Origin of the sequence: Paenibacillus macerans (assembly GCF_050565405.1) — a bacterium.
GTDB lineage: Bacteria > Bacillota > Bacilli > Paenibacillales > Paenibacillaceae > Fontibacillus > Fontibacillus macerans_B.
Window position 1 is genome coordinate 45,645 of sequence record NZ_JBNYYG010000022.1, and the last position, 15,418, is coordinate 61,062.

Here is a 15,418-nt window from a genome sequence, read left to right on the forward strand (position 1 = left end):
AGGTGTGAGGAGACTATGATGGATACCGTTAAACTATGGATTGACGATATGGAAACGGAAGTACCGAAGGGAACGACGGTTCTCCAAGCGGCCCGCGGACTTGGCATTCACATCCCCACCCTTTGCCACCTGCAGGGTACGAACCATCCGTCCAGCTGCCGCGTTTGCCTGGTGGAATCGGGCCCCCGCCTGATCGCCTCCTGCACGCTGGCGGCCGAGGACGGCATGCGGATTAGAACGAATACGCAGCGGGTGCGGAAGGCCCGCAAGACGACGGTCGAATTGATCCTGTCCGACCATGACCGGGAATGCACCTCCTGCCTGCGCAGCGGAACCTGCGAACTGCAGGAGGTCGCAAATCAGATCGGCGTACGCGACGTGCGGTATGCCGGCGGAAAGGCGCGGTCAACGGTCGATGCTTCGTCCCCGTCGATCGTGCGCGACACTTCGAAATGCCTGCTTTGCGGCCGCTGCGTCGCCGTGTGCAGCGAGGTGCAGACGGTAGGAGCGATCGGGTTCATGAACCGCGGCTTCGACACGGTGGTCGGTCCGGCGCTGGGTCGCCCGATCGGCGAATCGGTCTGCGTGAATTGCGGCCAGTGCATCATGGCTTGCCCGGTGGGTGCGCTGCAGGAACGGGAGAACGTGAGCGACGTGTGGCAGGCCATCGCCGATCCGCATAAATTCGTCGTGGTGCAAACCGCGCCGGCGGTCCGCGTCGCCTTGGGCGAGGAGTTCGGCATGCCGATCGGCACGCGCGTCACGGGCAAAATGGTGGCCGCTCTGCGGCGGCTGGGCTTCAACAAGGTGTTCGACACCGACTTTGCCGCCGATTTGACGATCATGGAGGAAGGCACCGAGCTGCTCCATCGTCTGGGAACCGGCCAGGGCTTGCCGCTGATGACCTCCTGCTGTCCGGGCTGGGTGAAATTCGTCGAGCATTTCTTCCCCGACATGATCGACAATCTCTCGACCTGCAAATCGCCGCATGAGATGGAAGGGGCAATGATCAAGAGCTATTTTGCCAAAACGATGGGGATCGATCCGCATAATATCGTGGTTGTATCAATCATGCCTTGCACGGCGAAAAAGTTCGAGGGCCAGCGTGACGAATTGGCCAGCGATTCCCTGCAGGACGTCGATTATGTCCTGACGACGCGGGAGCTCGCCCGGATGATCAAGGAGGCGGGCATCGATTTCGCGGGACTGCGCGGCGAGACGTTCGACAACCCGTTTGGAGAAGCGTCCGGCGCTGGGGTAATCTTCGGCGCAACCGGCGGGGTGGCCGAGGCAGCGCTGCGGACGGTGTTCGAGCTCGTGGCCGGAGAGGAGCTGGAGACGGTGGAGTATACCGCCGTACGCGGCATGGAAGGGATCAAGGAGACGGCGATCGAGCTGCCGAACGGCCGGATCGTCCGCACCGCGGTCGTCCATGGCCTCGGCAATGCGCGGAGGCTGATGTCGATGATTCAATCGGGCCAACGCCAATACGAATTTATCGAGGTCATGGCTTGCCCGGGCGGATGCATCTGCGGCGGCGGGCAACCGTTCGTCGAGCCCGGCCTGCGGGATAAGATCAACGTGAAGGCGGAGCGGGCCAAAGCGATCTATGACGAGGACGAAGCGGCTACCGTTCGGAAGTCGCATAAGAATCCTTATATCCAGCAGATTTATCAGGAGTTTCTGGATCAGCCGAACAGCCACAAGAGCCATCAGTATTTGCATACTCATTATTTGGTGCGCTCCCGGTATTAAAGCACATCGGAAGCATAGGCTTCGGTGCTGAAAACCTGACTTTTTGGACTCGTACTATTAGAGTAAGGCCTTTCCGCTTGTTGCAGGGATCCAATTATAACCTTACAGGGAGGGATAAGTATGAGCAGGTCTGAACAATGGGAGGCCGCGGATTTCATCCGTGACGAGATCATCGTGTCGGCGCTTGCGTACGGGGCGCAGGTGGCGCGCGACCGCAAGAAGGTGCTGGCCATACTGGAACGCGCTCGTACCGCCAAGGGCATCACCGCCGCGGATGCCGCCGTGCTGCTGCATGTCGAGGACGACGTGCTGCTGGAAGAGATCTACCATGCGGCGCGCGAGGTGAAGGAACGGATCTACGGCAACCGGATCGTATTATTCGCGCCGTTGTACGTCAGCAATTATTGCGTGAATCATTGCGAATATTGCGGCTATAAGCAGTCGAACGACGGTATGGTCCGGCGCCGCCTGAACCTTGAGGAACTGATCAAAGAGGTGGAAGTGCTGCAAAGCATGGGCCACAAGCGGTTGGCGCTGGAGGCCGGGGAAGATCCGGAGCATTGCCCGATCGACTATATCATCGAAAGCATCGAAACGATTTATTCGGTGAAGGTGGATAACGGCAGCATCCGCCGGATTAACGTCAACATTGCTGCGACGACGGTGGAGGATTACCGCAAGCTCGCGAATGTCGGGATCGGCACGTATATTTTGTTCCAGGAGACGTACCACCGGCCGACCTATAGTCGGATGCACACGAAAGGCCCGAAACGCGATTACGACTGGCACACGACGGCGATGGACCGGGCGATGCGCGCCGGCATCGACGATGTCGGCGTTGGCGTACTGTACGGGCTCTACGATCACAAGTACGAGACCATTGCCATGCTCATGCATGCCGAGCATCTGGAAGCGGCGTTCGGCTGCGGGCCGCATACCGTTTCTGTCCCGCGCCTGCGGGCGGCCGAAGGGGTCGACCTGAAGAGCTTCCCGTATCTCGTGAGCGATCACGATTTCAAGAAGATCGTGGCCGTGCTTCGCCTGGCGGTGCCCTATGCCGGCATGATCCTGTCCACCCGCGAGGACTCGGAGTTCCGCGACGAGGTGATCCGGCTCGGCATCTCCCAGATCAGCGCAGGCTCTTGCACGGGCGTCGGCGGGTATGTCGATACGCTGGAAGGCGGCCGAAGCAGCGGAGATACCTCGCAGTTTGAAGTAGGGGATCACCGTTCCCCGCTGGAGATGATCAAATCGCTGTGCCAGGATGGATATATTCCGAGCTACTGCACGGCCTGCTACCGGGAGGGCCGCACGGGCGACCGCTTCATGCGCCTCGCCAAGTCGGGACAGATCCACAACGTCTGCCATCCGAACGCGCTCCTTACCCTGCAGGAATATCTGTTGGACTACGGGGATGAGGAAGCCCAGAAGATGGGTGCCGCGTTGATCAAAAACAACCTCCGCCGCATCCCCAAATCGTCCGCGCGCGATGCGACGATCAGCCGCCTGCAGCGTCTCCAGGAAGGCGAGCGGGATTTGTATTTCTAGTCCGGGCCCTGCCGGCCGAAATGAAAATAGACCTTCAACGCTACCTTGACGGGGCGTTGAAGGTTTTTTGGCGTTGCGGCAATTGCTTGAATGAGCCGGCAACCGGTTTTGGCGTAAGATCTACACTCGGGTCAATCACTCGCTGTCCGGACGCTTTGCACGATTATCCCGTTTGATCAGACCAGGGAGTAAAGAAACGGACAAACTTGGAGAAGAAAATATTTGCGATAGATCTTATTATTTTATCCCCTACTCTTTGCTCCCTTAACAAAGGGGATAATTGTGCAAAGGAGCATGCAGAGATAACAAGACAGGAGATTTTGGTCTTGACTCGTTATATGCACAAAAAGTATCCTGTCAGGTTTAATGCAACGCTCATGCATTTAATGCCTCTATTTCGACAAAATGATGCCCGCCGGCAAAAATAAGGGCCCAACCGTCTACTCTTGGTTTGATGTTCACTTAGCTTCGTTATCCGACTCTTCCCATGCCAACATGGCGGAGGGAAACAGCTCGATGGCGCGGGGGAACACGCCGTGGATGTAGGCGATCAGGACGCCGTAATTGACGATCGGCACGCCGGCGGCCAAGGCCTCGGAGAGGCGGTGCAGCATGGCGCGGCGACCCAGCATGCAGGCGCCGCAATGCACGATCAGCGCGTAACGGGACAGGTCCGGCGGGTAGCTGGAGCCGGAGACATGCTCGATGTGCAGCTGTTTGCCCGTGACCTGACGCAGCCAACGCGGGATTTTGACGGTGCCGATGTCGTCGGATTGTTGATGGTGCGTGCAGGCTTCCGCGATCAGGACATGATCGCCGTCCCGCAGATTCTCCACGGCCCGCGCGCCCCGGACAAGCTCGTTCAAATCGCCCTTATGGCGGGCGAACAGAATGGAGAACGAGGTGAGCGGCACGTCTTTGGGCGTATCGGCGGCCACCTTGAGGAACGCCTGCGAATCCGTGATGACGAGCCTCGGCTTCGCACCGAGCCGTTCCAGCGTCGCCTTGAGCTCGTGCTCCTTGGTTACGACGGCGACGGCATCGCTCTCCAGCAGGTCGCGGATCGTCTGTTGCTGCGGCAGGATCAGCCGGCCTTTGGGCGCGGCCTTGTCGATCGGCACGACCAGCACGACGACATCGCCCGGCGAGACCAGATCGCCGACGATCCGAAACCGGTCCTCCTCGGCGGGACACGCGGCTACGATCGCCTTCTTCAGCGCGGCTACGCCCGTCGCAGCCGCGGCGCTAAATGCCACGCATTCCAGCCCGAGCTGCGCGTTGACATCGGCCCGTACCGCGTCCGCATCCGCGATCGCATCGATTTTGTTCAGTACCCCGATGACGGGGATGTTTTGGTGCCTTAAATCCGCCAACAGCTCCCGGTAAAATTCATCGGCCCCCTCCGTCGCGTCGATCACCAGCAAAGCGAGGTCGGCCCGGTGGATCAATTCCCGCGTTTTTTGCTTGCGCAGCTCGCCCAGCGTCCCTTCGTCGTCCAGGCCGGCGGTATCGATCAACACGACCGGACCGAGCGGCAGCAGCTCCATCGCTTTATACACCGGATCGGTGGTCGTCCCCCGGACCGGGGACACCACGGCGGTCTCCTGCCCGGTCATGGCGTTAACTACGCTCGACTTCCCGACGTTCGTCCGGCCAAACACGGCAATATGCGTCCGCTCTCCGCGCGGCGTCGCGTTTAGGCTCATGTTCCGTTCCTCCCTTATTGGCCGGGGATGCCCGGCTTCGTCACTTGCAGCGGGTTCAGGATCGTTGCGGCTTGTTCGGCCGTAAGCAAGCCGTGCTCAAGCGCCACCTGCTCCACGGCTTTGCCTTCGCGCCGGGCGGCCTCCGCGATCTCGGCCGCGATCTCGTAGCCGAGATGGGGCACCAGCGCGGTCGCCAGCACGGCGGAGCGCCGCAGGTGCTCGCGGCACGCCGCCTCGTCCACGGCGATGCCGTGGACGCACCGTTGCTCGAACAGTTGCACGGCCCGCCCCAGGATCTCCAGCGATTCCAGCAGGGAATCGGCGATCAGCGGGCCGAACGCGTTCAGTTCGAGCTGGCCGCCTGCGGCGGCCCAGGTGATCGCGGCGTCGTTCGCGATCACCCGCATGGCCGTCTGGCCGGCCATTTCGGCCATGACCGGGTTGACCTTGCCCGGCATGATCGAGGAACCGGCCTGAACGGCGGGCAGCGCGTATTCGCCGATGCCCCCGGCCGGGCCGGACGCCAGCAGCCGCAGATCGCCGGCGATTTTGAACAGCGTCACGGCCGCCGCCTTCAGCAGGCCGGACACCTCGACGAAGACGTCCATGTTTTGCGTCCCGTCCATGGGATATTCGCTGCGCGCGAGGCCGAGCCCCGTCAAATCCTGCAGGACGTCCGTCACCTGATAGATGTAGGCCCTGGGTGCGCCGAGCCCCGTGCCGATAGCAGTGCCCCCGAGATGGATTTCGCGCAGCCGTTCCTCGGCCTTGTATAGCCGCCACCGGTCGCGGGCGACCGCCTTGGCGTAGGCGCCGAACCCTTGGCCGGCCATCATCGGCAGGGCATCCATCAGCTGCGTGCGGCCCAGCTTCAGCGTGTCGGCGAACTCCCGCTCCTTCTCCTGCAGCGCCTCCTGCAGGGAGGCGTACGCCTCGCTGAGCGGACGCAGCAGCCGAATCGCGGCGATCCGCAGCGCGGTCGGGTACACGTCGTTCGTGGATTGGCAGCGGTTGACATGGTCGAGGGGATGGACGAGCCGATAGTCGCCTTTTTGCCCGCCCAGCCGCTCGATGGCCAAATTAGCCGCCACTTCATTTACGTTCATATTCGTAGATGTGCCGGCCCCGCCTTGCAGAGCATCCACGACGAATTCGCCGGCCAAAGCGCCACCGGCAATCTCGCCGCAAGCCCACGCGATCGCATCCGCCACCTCCGCCGGGATCAGGCCGAGCTTGCCGTTCACGATTGCCGCCGCTTTCTTCACCACGGCGATCGCCTCGATCAGCCGGGGGTTCGCCGGACGCCCGCTGACCGGAAAATTGTCCATCGCCCGTGCCGTATGAATGCCGTAATACGCCTCCGCAGGAATGTCCTTGTGGCCAAGGGCATCGGTTTCCCGGCGGTATTTTTCCGTAGATTCAAGCTCTTCCGCAGGATCTTGCCGCATCACGGACTCGCCTCCCAATACGGATGCCAACCTGTTCCTTTCATCATAAGAAAAACATCCATCGACGTACCTTTCAAAGAAGACAGACCGCATGCAGCGGTGGTTTTTCTTGCGATGACAGGCAGCCTATGCTCCGAAGTTTATACTACTGCTATCTTAATGAAAGCGATTTCCAAATTCAGTAAAGAAGATCACGTTATCCGCAATCGTAGGCGGGGTCATAGGCTGGGTTAAGGGGATTGCCGGTGGTAAGGCGCGTTGGAGAAAGGCGATACGTCGAGTGTTCAAGCCGAGGCAGGCGGAGGTGCACCGAAGAATCGCGCGGCCCGGGAAAGGGGGACGAAACTGGCGGACCTATGGTCGAAGCGGCCTCCGGTTTTCCCTGGCAATCCGGTTCTAAAGCCGAATTTTCGTCCATAAGCTAGTGATAAGAAGGAGGGGTACATGCCATGGTCGAACCCAATAAAAGCAAACACCAGGAACTTCGCCTGATGAACCGCAAGCTGCTGGATATTTCGGGAGTCCTCAACGTGGAGAGCTTTGACAGCGAGGAGTTCCTGCTGCAGACCGAATTAGGACATTTGACGATACGAGGGCAGAATTTACATATCAAAAACCTGAACCTGGAGCAAGGTCTGGTCAGCATCGAAGGTCTGGTGAATTCCCTGTCGTATTTGGATCCGGGTTCCTCATCGTCCGGCAAAGGCCTGCTCGGCAAGCTGTTCCGATGAATTTGGAGACGCAATGGGTGACCCTGCTTTGGATGCTTGCATCCGGAGGAATCATGGGGATCGCCTTTGACAGCTATCGCGTCGTATCGGGACAACTCCGGTTTCCCCGCTGGAGCATCCATGCCCTCGACCTGCTCTATTGGGCGGCAGCCGCCTTGTTCGTATTTCGGGCCTTATACCATAGTAATCAAGGAGAACTAAGGTTCTATGTCTTTCTGGGACTGTTCCTAGGCATTTGGATTTATTTTTTGTTCCTCAGTGTAATAACGGAACGTTTTGTGTTAATGTTAATGAGGATAGTTAACAAAATTTTTCGTTTTATCGTACGAACGATAGAGATTATGATCATCGCTCCGCTGAAATGGCTGATCAAAATGGTCCGGCTTCTGCTCGGATTCGTTTGGATCGTGTTGTTGTTCCTTGGCCGAGTGACTTTGCTGCCGGTTTGGAAACTGCTGGTATGGGTATTTAGACCTATATGGAGAAAACTGCGGATTCCGGAAGGATGGGACAAGGTCCAGCATTGGGGAGCCATGTGGCGGGAACGGGTGATGCGCTGGTTACGCTGGTTCAACAAAGAATGAGAGCTTGGAGGTGCCCTGATGCGCGCAGTGTCGACGAATCCGAATACGAACGATAAAGATCAGTCTTCCGGCGGCGGAGCGGCATTTGCCAAGCGTCGGCTGCGACTGTGGATGGGATTGATGATTCTGTTCCTCGGCTGGGCCGGATATACGTTCATCTCCCAATCCGGGGAGATCGGCGCCAAATCGGAGCAACTGGCGGAGCGCCAGGCCTCCAAGGCGGCAAGCGAGCAAAGCTTGAACCAATTGAAATATGAAATCAACCGATTGAACGACCCAGAGTACATCGGACAAATTGCCATGAAAAAATACGGTCTGTACAAACCGGGGGAAATTCCGGTCCGGGTATCGGAATCCGAAGCCGGAAATGACTGACCCCATGCGGGATATACGTCTGTTGACCTTGTTTCAGTCATTCGGTATAATCAAATCACCGCAGTCATGATTTCGAGGCCTGGCTGTATATTTTTAAGGGAGGATCATTTTATTTTATGGCAATTGAAGTGGGCACCAAGTTAGAAGGCAAAGTGACAGGCATCACGCATTTCGGAGCATTTGTGGATCTGTCAGGAGGTGTCACGGGTCTCGTTCACATCTCGGAGATCGCCGACAATTACGTCAAGGACGTCAACGATCATCTGAAGATCGGCGATATGGTTACCGTTAAGGTAATCAATGTCGACAAGGACGGCAAGATCGGACTTTCCATCAAGCAGGCTGTTGACAAACCGGTGGAGGCCAGACCGCCTCGCGCACCGAGACCGGACCGGCCAAGCGGAAGAGACGGAGACCGTCCGGGCGGCGGATTCAACCGGGACCGGGGAGGCCGCTCTTTTAAGCCCCCAGCCAACAAAGCTACGTTTGAGGATAAGGTATCGCGCTTCCTCAAGGATAGCGAAGAACGTATCTCTTCCCTCAAGAAGAATACGGAAGGCAAACGCGGAGGACGCGGAGCCAAACGAATGTAAATCCCTAAAATCCATAATTAAACCCACCGTAGGCGATTCGTCGCCTGCGGTTTTTTGTGTTGTTTCGCCAGGGGCGTCTTCAAAAGACGACTTGTTGAACCACCTCTTAAATATGTGTTCAAAAAGTTGGCTTTTCAGCACCGAGAAGGTTGGATGAAGCTAGGGACTGAGTAGCGGAGCGTAGGCAGACCTACGTGAGCAACGGAAGGCCCGACTGAATTCAAGATTCGATGTCGAATTTACTTCATGATCCGCTTCGTGATAAGAAAAACGTCTATCGACGAAGGTTCTAAGAAGACAAACCGCGTTTGGCGGTAGTTTTTCTTGCGATATAAGGAAGTTTGAACTTCCGCTATAAAGCGTCTTTTGTCGCCTGTCCTCTTTTGCCGACAGGTTCTTACGGTTTTTTACGAGGTGTGCGCCCGGGCTGCTGCGGTCTCCTTACAAACCCCGTGACTTCCAATGCGAACATAGGGACGCCTCAGGCTGTCCATCGCTATGGGGGGCCTGTATTCGCGCCATTTCGGTAAGCCCTCTCAATTTGTCGGAAATTTCTTTGGGGCGGCCTCCGGTATATGACAAACTTTCCGCTTCTAGCCTCCTATAATGGGACATACCTTACTAATTTGGAAAAGGCGGTGCCAGGATGTTGAACAAGTGGAATGTCACCCTGTTTCCAGGGATGAAGAAGGCGAAGGTATGGGATAAGGGGGCATGGTGGAACGCATTCGCGGATCTGCCGGCTGTCCGGCGGGCCGGGCGGCTGTTTGCGGTCAACAAATGGAACGGGCTGCTGATCGTCATGAGCTTCCTGCTCGGCAAGGCGACGATCTTGGACGAGCTGGCTCCGTTTGCCGTGGCTTTTTTTGCGGTGATGGTGTTTATGCGGCGGGATATCGCTATCATGGCGGGGGCGGCGATGGTAGCCGGCGCTTGGTTTACGCCCGGTACGCAATCCCATGCCGCGCAGATCGCCGTGGAGCTGCTGATATTTTACTTGCTGCAAAAAGGATTGGAGTCGTTCGAGCGGGCGGATATCTCCTACGCTCCGATCATGGTGTTTACGAGTACGTTTTTCGTCGGCCTGTTCAGCGCGGTGATCGGGCCCTCGTTAACCTGGTACGCCTTGGCCATGACCGTCATGGATGCGCTGCTCAGCTTTGTGCTGACGCTGGTATTCATCCAGGCCGTTCCCGTGTTTACGTATCGAAAGAAGCACTACCATTTGCGCGGAGAAGAAATATTGTGCCTCGTGATTCTGCTGGCATCGGTCATGACCGGAACGGTCGGATGGGAAATTTCCGGGTTATCGGCCGAGCACGTGCTTTCGAGATATTTGATCCTGCTGTTTGCCTTTGTGGGCGGAGCGCCTCTCGGCGCTTCGGTCGGCGTCATTACCGGGCTTATTTTAAGCCTGGCGGATACGTCGGCGCTGTACCAAATGAGCTTGTTGGCGTTCTCCGGCATGCTCGCCGGCATGCTGCGGGAGGGCCGCAAGTGGGCCGTCGGATTCGGGATGCTGCTCGGGTCTTCGATTTTATCGATATACATTGCCGGTCCGGCGGACGTGATGTCCTCCACTTGGGAGAGCTGCGCGGCCGTGCTGCTATTCCTTCTGACGCCTAAGCAAACGGTGAATATCATTGCTAAATATGTACCCGGTACGCAGGAACATACGAACACCCAACACGAATACGCCAAACGGGTGCGCGACATTACGGCCGATCGGGTGGCGCAGTTCTCCCAAGTCTTCAAGCAACTGGCCCGCAGCTTCGGACAGGTGTCCAGCTCCGGCGAAATCGCCAAGCGAGGCGAGGAGATCGACCATTTCATGAACGCGGTGACGGAGGGGGCTTGCGCGACTTGCTTCCGCCGGGATACTTGCTGGGACGGACGATTCTACCAAACTTACAAATTGATGACCGAGATGATGACCGCGATCGAGGAGAAGCCGGAAATCTCCGTCGCCGAGCTGCCGCCGAGGTGGGGGAAGCTGTGCTCGAAAACTGATCAGGTGCTGGACATTATGAAACATGAATATGATCTCTATCAGCATGATATGCATTGGAAACGGCAAATTTACGATAGCCGCCAGCTTGTCGCCGAGCAGCTCTCCGGCGTGTCACAGGTCATGGAGGATCTGGCCCGGGAAATCCAGCGCGAGGGACAAGCCATGTACCGGCAGGAGGAGCAAATTCGCGAGGCTTTGGAGAAAATGGGCCTATCCATCCACAGCATCGACATCGTGAATCTGGACCACGGCAACGTGGAGATCGAAATCGTGCATGCCTATACCCGGGGATTCGACGAATGCCGGAAAATCATCGCGCCGCTCTTATCGGATATTCTGGGTGAGCATATTGCGGTGATGAACGAGACGCAGCACGGAGGAAAAGAGGGGCTCGCGACCGTCACGTTCGGCTCCGCCAAAGCGTTCGAAATCTTGACCGGGGTGGCCGGAACCGCCAAAGGCGGCGACATGCTGTCCGGTGACAGTTTCAGCGCCAAGGAGCTCGGCAACGGCACCTATGCGGTGGCGATCAGCGACGGCATGGGCAACGGGGAGCGGGCGCGCCTGGAGAGCAGCACGGCGTTGAACATTCTCGAGCAGTTGCTGCAATCCGGCATGGAGGAGACGCTGGCGATCAAATCGGTGAACTCGATCCTGATGCTGCGCTCGCCGGACGAAGTGTACGCCACGGTCGACATGGCACTAATCGATGAGTATACGGCGCGGACGACGTTCATGAAGATCGGCTCGTCGCCAAGCTTCATCAAACGCGGCCAGGAGGTAATTCCGGTCTCGGCGAGCAATTTGCCGATCGGCATCATTCAGGATATCGAAGTCGATTTGGTCACGGTGCAGCTGTACCCGGGGGATACGCTGATCATGATGACGGACGGCATCTACGATGCGCCGGGGCCGGCGGTGAACAAGGAGTTGTGGATCAAGCGGCTGATCCAGGAGATTCAGGCGGAGGATCCGCAGGAAATCGCCGACTGTCTGCTGGAATCGGTCATCCGCTACCAGAAGAACGTTATCCACGATGATATGACCGTGGTCGTAGCGACCGTCGATCATCTGCGGCCGCAGTGGTCCACGCTGCACATCCCCGGCATCAGCCGGCTGGAGCGGCCGCGCACGGTCAGTTAGAGCGGGAACTTGAGGTGAGGAGCCTCAGGTTCTTTTTTTTTGCGCGAATTCTTGTTTTGCGTGAACCGTGGGGAAGCACGTTATATAGAGAAGTGGCAATCCTGCCGGTTTCCCCGCCAAGCCAGTTTGAATTCTATCCTCTCTGGCAATGCTAGATACGAGAATGTTCAAATCTAACTTGGAAGGCGGAAAACGGGATGAAACAGATCATGTTGATTACCGACGGATGCTCCAACGTAGGGGAAAGTCCGGTGATGGCGGCGGCGCTGGCTCGGCAGGAGGGTATTACCGTCAATGTGGTGGGGATCGTCGACTACGGCACGATCGGCGAGCTCGGGAGCCTGGAGATATCCGAAATCGCCAAGGCCGGGGGCGGGATGAGCCGGATCGCCGGCACGGAGAACCTGGCGCAAACGATGCAAATGCTGACCCGGAAAACGGTCGTTCAAACGATCCAGCAAGCGGTACATAAGGAAATCCGGCAGATTCTGGGCGACCAAACGGTGGGAGACCTGCCGCCGGAGACGCGGTCGCAGGTGGTCGAGGTCATCGACGAGCTGAGCGAAAACAGTCCGCTGCAGGTCGCGCTGCTGATCGATGCCAGCGCGAGCATGAAGCCGAAGCTAAGGGCGGTGGAAGAAGCGATTCGCGATATGATGCTGAGCCTCGGGTCGAGAAAAGGGGACAGCAAACTGGCGGTGTTCCATTTTCCCGGTTCCCATAGCGGGGAGGATGCCGTGCTTGACGTCGATTGGACGGACGACTTGGGATCGGCGCGTTCGATGTTCCAGCGTCTTGTCATGAGGGGAGCCACGCCAACCGGACCGGCGATCTTGAAGGTGATGGATTTCATGCGTTATGGTACACTGAATGGACATGGAAAGTCTTGGCGTGAGGAGACGGATGGACAAGATGGAATCCTCGGCGACTACGTCGTCTAAAATCAACCTGCCGCAAGGGACGCGGATCAGCGGTCGCTGGAAAGGCGGCCGGTACGTGATCCAGCGCTTGCTCGGGCAGGGCGCGAACGGCGTCGTATACCTGGTGAAGCGGGAGAAGAACGCAAAATTATACGCGCTTAAGCTAGGCTTCGATACGCTTGACATACAATCGGAAATCAATGTGCTGAAAGCGCTGCAGCGTCAAGGGCGGCGCAGCGGCGCGGCGGAACGGGATCTCGCTTATCTGGTGGAGGTGGACGACTACAGCTACCAGGGCAGGGAGATTCCTTTCTACGTCATGCGTTATGTGCAGGGCGAGCCGCTGCGGGCTTTCCTGGCCCGCCGGGGGCCCGGCTGGCTGGACGTTGCCGGAGGCCAACTGCTTCAGCAGTTGCGGCGCCTGCACCAATCGGGCTGGATCTTCGGCGACCTCAAGCCGGAGAACGTGCTGGTCGCCTCCTATGGCGAGGTGGAATTGATCGATTACGGCGGGGTCACCGGCATCGGGCGCAGCGTGAAGCAGTTCACGGAATGGTACGACCGCGGCTTCTGGGGAGCGGGGAGCCGGACGGCGGATCCGGCGTACGACCTGTTTTCCTTTGCGGTCGTGTGCATTCACCTGCTGGCCGAACCCTCGTTGAAGAAAGCCGCCACCCAGCTGCCGCAAATGCGCAGCCGCAGCGATCTGGCGGCGATCGTCGACGGCCAGGAAGCGCTGGCGCCTTATCGGGCTTGGCTGAAACGGGCCCTGCATGGAGAATTCCGCGATACGGCGGAGGCTTGCCGGCTGTGGCAGGAGCTGGTTTCGCAGCGATTTGCCCCGCGTCGCCGGTCTAGGCCGTCAACGCCGGGCTGGATCATCGGCGCTTTTGCGATATCGATTACCCTGCTCGCTTGCGCGCTATATCTAACCTTGCGTTTTTAAAAGGTAGTTCAAAAAGTCATCTTTAGATCGCGAAGCTATTCACGGAAGGTTATTCGACATCGAATCTGGATTCAGCCCGGCCTTCCGTTGCTTACGTAGCCTCGGGCTACGCTGCGCACCTCAGTCCCTAGACTTTTTGAACACTCATTTTAAGCGGGACGGAGGGCCGCCTATGATAGAACGAACAATGTACCGTTTGGTGGAGCTGGTTCGGCGCACCGGACGGCTCGAACGGCTGTGGTTTCCCGGAGACCGCATCGTCGTAGCCGTTTCCGGAGGAGCGGATTCGACAGCTCTTTTGCATATAATGAAGGAAATCGCCGCGGACCAGGAGCTGGGCCTGGAATTGATCTGCGCCCATCTCCACCATGGCTTGCGCGGGGCCGAAGCCGACCGGGATGCCGAATTCGTCCGGAACCTGGCGCAGCGGCTGAATCTGCCGTTCGAGCTGGGATACGCGGATGTGCCTGCTTATATGAAGGAATCGGGAAAGGGCATGGAGCTTGCCGCCCGGGAGAAGAGATACGAATTTTTGCACGGGGTGGCGGTGCGTTACGGCGCGGCCTCGATCGCGCTCGCCCATCACGCGGATGATCAGGCGGAAACCGTGCTCATGCGCCTCTTACGGGGAAGCGGCCCTTCGGGGCTGGCCGGGATGAGGTTCAAACGGCGGGAAAAAAATGTGGAACTTATCCGTCCCCTGCTGCGTATATACAAGACGGATTTGCTCCGGGCGTGCCATGAATCCGGACTTTCATTCGTTGAAGATAGCAGCAACCTGCATACGGAGCAAGCGCGAAATTCGGTGAGGCTGGATGTGTTGCCTTTTTTGGGGCAATATAATGGACAGCTCCCGGAATCGCTGGGTCGGTTGGCGGAGCTGACCGCCGCGGAGGATGACTATCTGCTGCAGGAGACGTTAAAGGCTTACGCCGGTATCGTCCGCATGGAAGAGGGAGGCCCGGCGTTCGACATCGCGCCTTTTGCCGCGTTACATGTTGCTTTACAACGGAGGTTGATTAAACTAATATTAAATTATCTGCCTTTAAGCACGGAAGAACATGATTTTGTCAAGATTGAAGCGATTCGTCAAGGAACGATCCAGGATCGGCCGACGACGTGGAGCCTTGATCTTGGCGGCGGGTCGAAGTGTTTGCGCGAGTATGGCACGATCCGTTTTATCCCCGTTGCAACGGAAAGTCAGATTCCTCACTATACATATTTGGTGGAACAATTTCCGGCAGAAGTGCCGATTGCAGGCACGGGTCAAAGCTTACGGATGACGCGGCTTACTGCCGGCAGGGATGCCGACAGGGCCAAGGCAGGCAGCAACAATAACGAGGCGGAATTTGATGCGGATGAGCTGGTCTATCCGCTTACCGTGCGTTCCCGGCTTCCGGGAGACGTCATGAAAGTTTTGGGATTAAACGGTAGCAAAAAGGTAAAAGATATTTTCATCGATGAGAAAATACCTCCATCCCTCCGCTCCCGCATCCCGATGGTGACGGATGCCAAAGGCCGGATATTATGGATTCCCGGCGTTCGCCGTTCCGCGATTGCCGCGGTGAACCCGCACACGACTTCCGTCGTGCATATGGTTTTCGGATAGCGCAGCTAACCGTTCGTACTTTAGGATTAGCGAAAGACCGGCATTCATA

At 57.9% G+C, this 15,418-nt stretch carries 12 protein-coding genes; 10 read left to right on the forward strand and 2 right to left on the reverse strand.

The genetic code is table 11. The features are described 5' to 3' along the window. The first annotated feature begins 18 nt into the window (after positions 1-18). Both ACQ4N8_RS14760 and hydG read left to right on the forward strand, forming a co-directional pair. Positions 19-1,755: an NADH-dependent [FeFe] hydrogenase, group A6 gene (locus tag ACQ4N8_RS14760; protein ID WP_430705138.1), complete on the forward strand. Its 1,737-nt coding sequence runs from the start codon at positions 19-21 to the stop codon at positions 1,753-1,755. Between the two features lie 120 nt (positions 1,756-1,875). Continuing rightward, on the forward strand, positions 1,876-3,303 hold the full coding sequence (gene hydG / locus ACQ4N8_RS14765; protein ID WP_430705139.1) for a [FeFe] hydrogenase H-cluster radical SAM maturase HydG: 1,428 nt from the start codon (positions 1,876-1,878) through the stop codon (positions 3,301-3,303). Positions 3,304-3,761: 458 nt separating this feature from the next. Here hydG and hydF read toward each other — a convergent pair whose 3' ends face one another. Both hydF and ACQ4N8_RS14775 read right to left on the reverse strand, forming a co-directional pair. After that, positions 3,762-5,009 (reverse strand): [FeFe] hydrogenase H-cluster maturation GTPase HydF, encoded by a 1,248-nt coding sequence (gene hydF, locus ACQ4N8_RS14770; RefSeq protein WP_430705140.1) that lies wholly within the window; start codon positions 5,007-5,009, stop codon positions 3,762-3,764. Positions 5,010-5,023: 14 nt separating this feature from the next. Further along, positions 5,024-6,457, reverse strand: a complete 1,434-nt coding sequence (locus ACQ4N8_RS14775; protein WP_430705141.1) for an aspartate ammonia-lyase — start codon at positions 6,455-6,457, stop codon at positions 5,024-5,026. Positions 6,458-6,906: 449 nt separating this feature from the next. On the opposite strand from ACQ4N8_RS14775, the gene yabP reads away from it, so the two are divergent. The 8 genes from yabP (at position 6,907) to tilS (ending at position 15,369) form a co-directional block, all read left to right on the forward strand. After that, the gene (gene yabP / locus ACQ4N8_RS14780) at positions 6,907-7,188 is read left to right on the forward strand and encodes a sporulation protein YabP (protein ID WP_430705142.1); all 282 of its coding nucleotides are present in this window, start codon (positions 6,907-6,909) and stop codon (positions 7,186-7,188) included. After that, positions 7,185-7,772 carry a spore cortex biosynthesis protein YabQ gene (gene yabQ / locus ACQ4N8_RS14785; protein WP_430705143.1) on the forward strand — a complete coding sequence of 196 codons (588 nt, stop codon included), beginning with the start codon at positions 7,185-7,187 and terminating at the stop codon, positions 7,770-7,772. The genes yabP and yabQ overlap by 4 nt, the downstream gene beginning before the upstream one ends. An 18-nt stretch (positions 7,773-7,790) precedes the next feature. Further along, positions 7,791-8,147: an FtsB family cell division protein gene (locus ACQ4N8_RS14790; protein ID WP_430705144.1), complete on the forward strand. Its 357-nt coding sequence runs from the start codon at positions 7,791-7,793 to the stop codon at positions 8,145-8,147. 116 nt (positions 8,148-8,263) lie between these two features. Continuing rightward, complete coding sequence (locus ACQ4N8_RS14795; protein ID WP_430705145.1) at positions 8,264-8,740, forward strand: S1 domain-containing RNA-binding protein; 477 nt, start codon at positions 8,264-8,266, stop codon at positions 8,738-8,740. A 646-nt stretch (positions 8,741-9,386) separates the two neighbouring features. Beyond that, the gene (spoIIE, locus tag ACQ4N8_RS14800; protein ID WP_430705146.1) at positions 9,387-11,894 is read left to right on the forward strand and encodes a stage II sporulation protein E; all 2,508 of its coding nucleotides are present in this window, start codon (positions 9,387-9,389) and stop codon (positions 11,892-11,894) included. Between the two features lie 197 nt (positions 11,895-12,091). After that, positions 12,092-12,835, forward strand: a complete 744-nt coding sequence (locus ACQ4N8_RS14805; RefSeq protein ID WP_430705147.1) for a hypothetical protein — start codon at positions 12,092-12,094, stop codon at positions 12,833-12,835. Further along, the gene (locus tag ACQ4N8_RS14810; protein WP_430705165.1) at positions 12,807-13,760 is read left to right on the forward strand and encodes a serine/threonine protein kinase; all 954 of its coding nucleotides are present in this window, start codon (positions 12,807-12,809) and stop codon (positions 13,758-13,760) included. The genes ACQ4N8_RS14805 and ACQ4N8_RS14810 overlap by 29 nt, the downstream gene beginning before the upstream one ends. Before the next feature lie 172 nt (positions 13,761-13,932). Next, positions 13,933-15,369 carry a tRNA lysidine(34) synthetase TilS gene (gene tilS / locus ACQ4N8_RS14815; RefSeq protein ID WP_430705148.1) on the forward strand — a complete coding sequence of 479 codons (1,437 nt, stop codon included), beginning with the start codon at positions 13,933-13,935 and terminating at the stop codon, positions 15,367-15,369. Positions 15,370-15,418: the final 49 nt, after the last annotated feature.

What these genes read in the sequence shown, in the direction of transcription:
- ACQ4N8_RS14760 (WP_430705138.1), top strand. Translation starts at nt 19, where the DNA reads ATGGATACCGTTAAACTATGGATTGACGATATGGAAACGGAAGTACCG.
- hydG (WP_430705139.1), top strand. Translation starts at nt 1,876, where the DNA reads ATGAGCAGGTCTGAACAATGGGAGGCCGCGGATTTCATCCGTGACGAG.
- hydF (WP_430705140.1), bottom strand. Translation starts at nt 5,009, where the DNA reads ATGAGCCTAAACGCGACGCCGCGCGGAGAGCGGACGCATATTGCCGTG.
- ACQ4N8_RS14775 (WP_430705141.1), bottom strand. Translation starts at nt 6,457, where the DNA reads ATGCGGCAAGATCCTGCGGAAGAGCTTGAATCTACGGAAAAATACCGC.
- yabP (WP_430705142.1), top strand. Translation starts at nt 6,907, where the DNA reads ATGGTCGAACCCAATAAAAGCAAACACCAGGAACTTCGCCTGATGAAC.
- yabQ (WP_430705143.1), top strand. Translation starts at nt 7,185, where the DNA reads ATGAATTTGGAGACGCAATGGGTGACCCTGCTTTGGATGCTTGCATCC.
- ACQ4N8_RS14790 (WP_430705144.1), top strand. Translation starts at nt 7,791, where the DNA reads ATGCGCGCAGTGTCGACGAATCCGAATACGAACGATAAAGATCAGTCT.
- ACQ4N8_RS14795 (WP_430705145.1), top strand. Translation starts at nt 8,264, where the DNA reads ATGGCAATTGAAGTGGGCACCAAGTTAGAAGGCAAAGTGACAGGCATC.
- spoIIE (WP_430705146.1), top strand. Translation starts at nt 9,387, where the DNA reads ATGTTGAACAAGTGGAATGTCACCCTGTTTCCAGGGATGAAGAAGGCG.
- ACQ4N8_RS14805 (WP_430705147.1), top strand. Translation starts at nt 12,092, where the DNA reads ATGAAACAGATCATGTTGATTACCGACGGATGCTCCAACGTAGGGGAA.
- ACQ4N8_RS14810 (WP_430705165.1), top strand. Translation starts at nt 12,807, where the DNA reads ATGGAATCCTCGGCGACTACGTCGTCTAAAATCAACCTGCCGCAAGGG.
- tilS (WP_430705148.1), top strand. Translation starts at nt 13,933, where the DNA reads ATGATAGAACGAACAATGTACCGTTTGGTGGAGCTGGTTCGGCGCACC.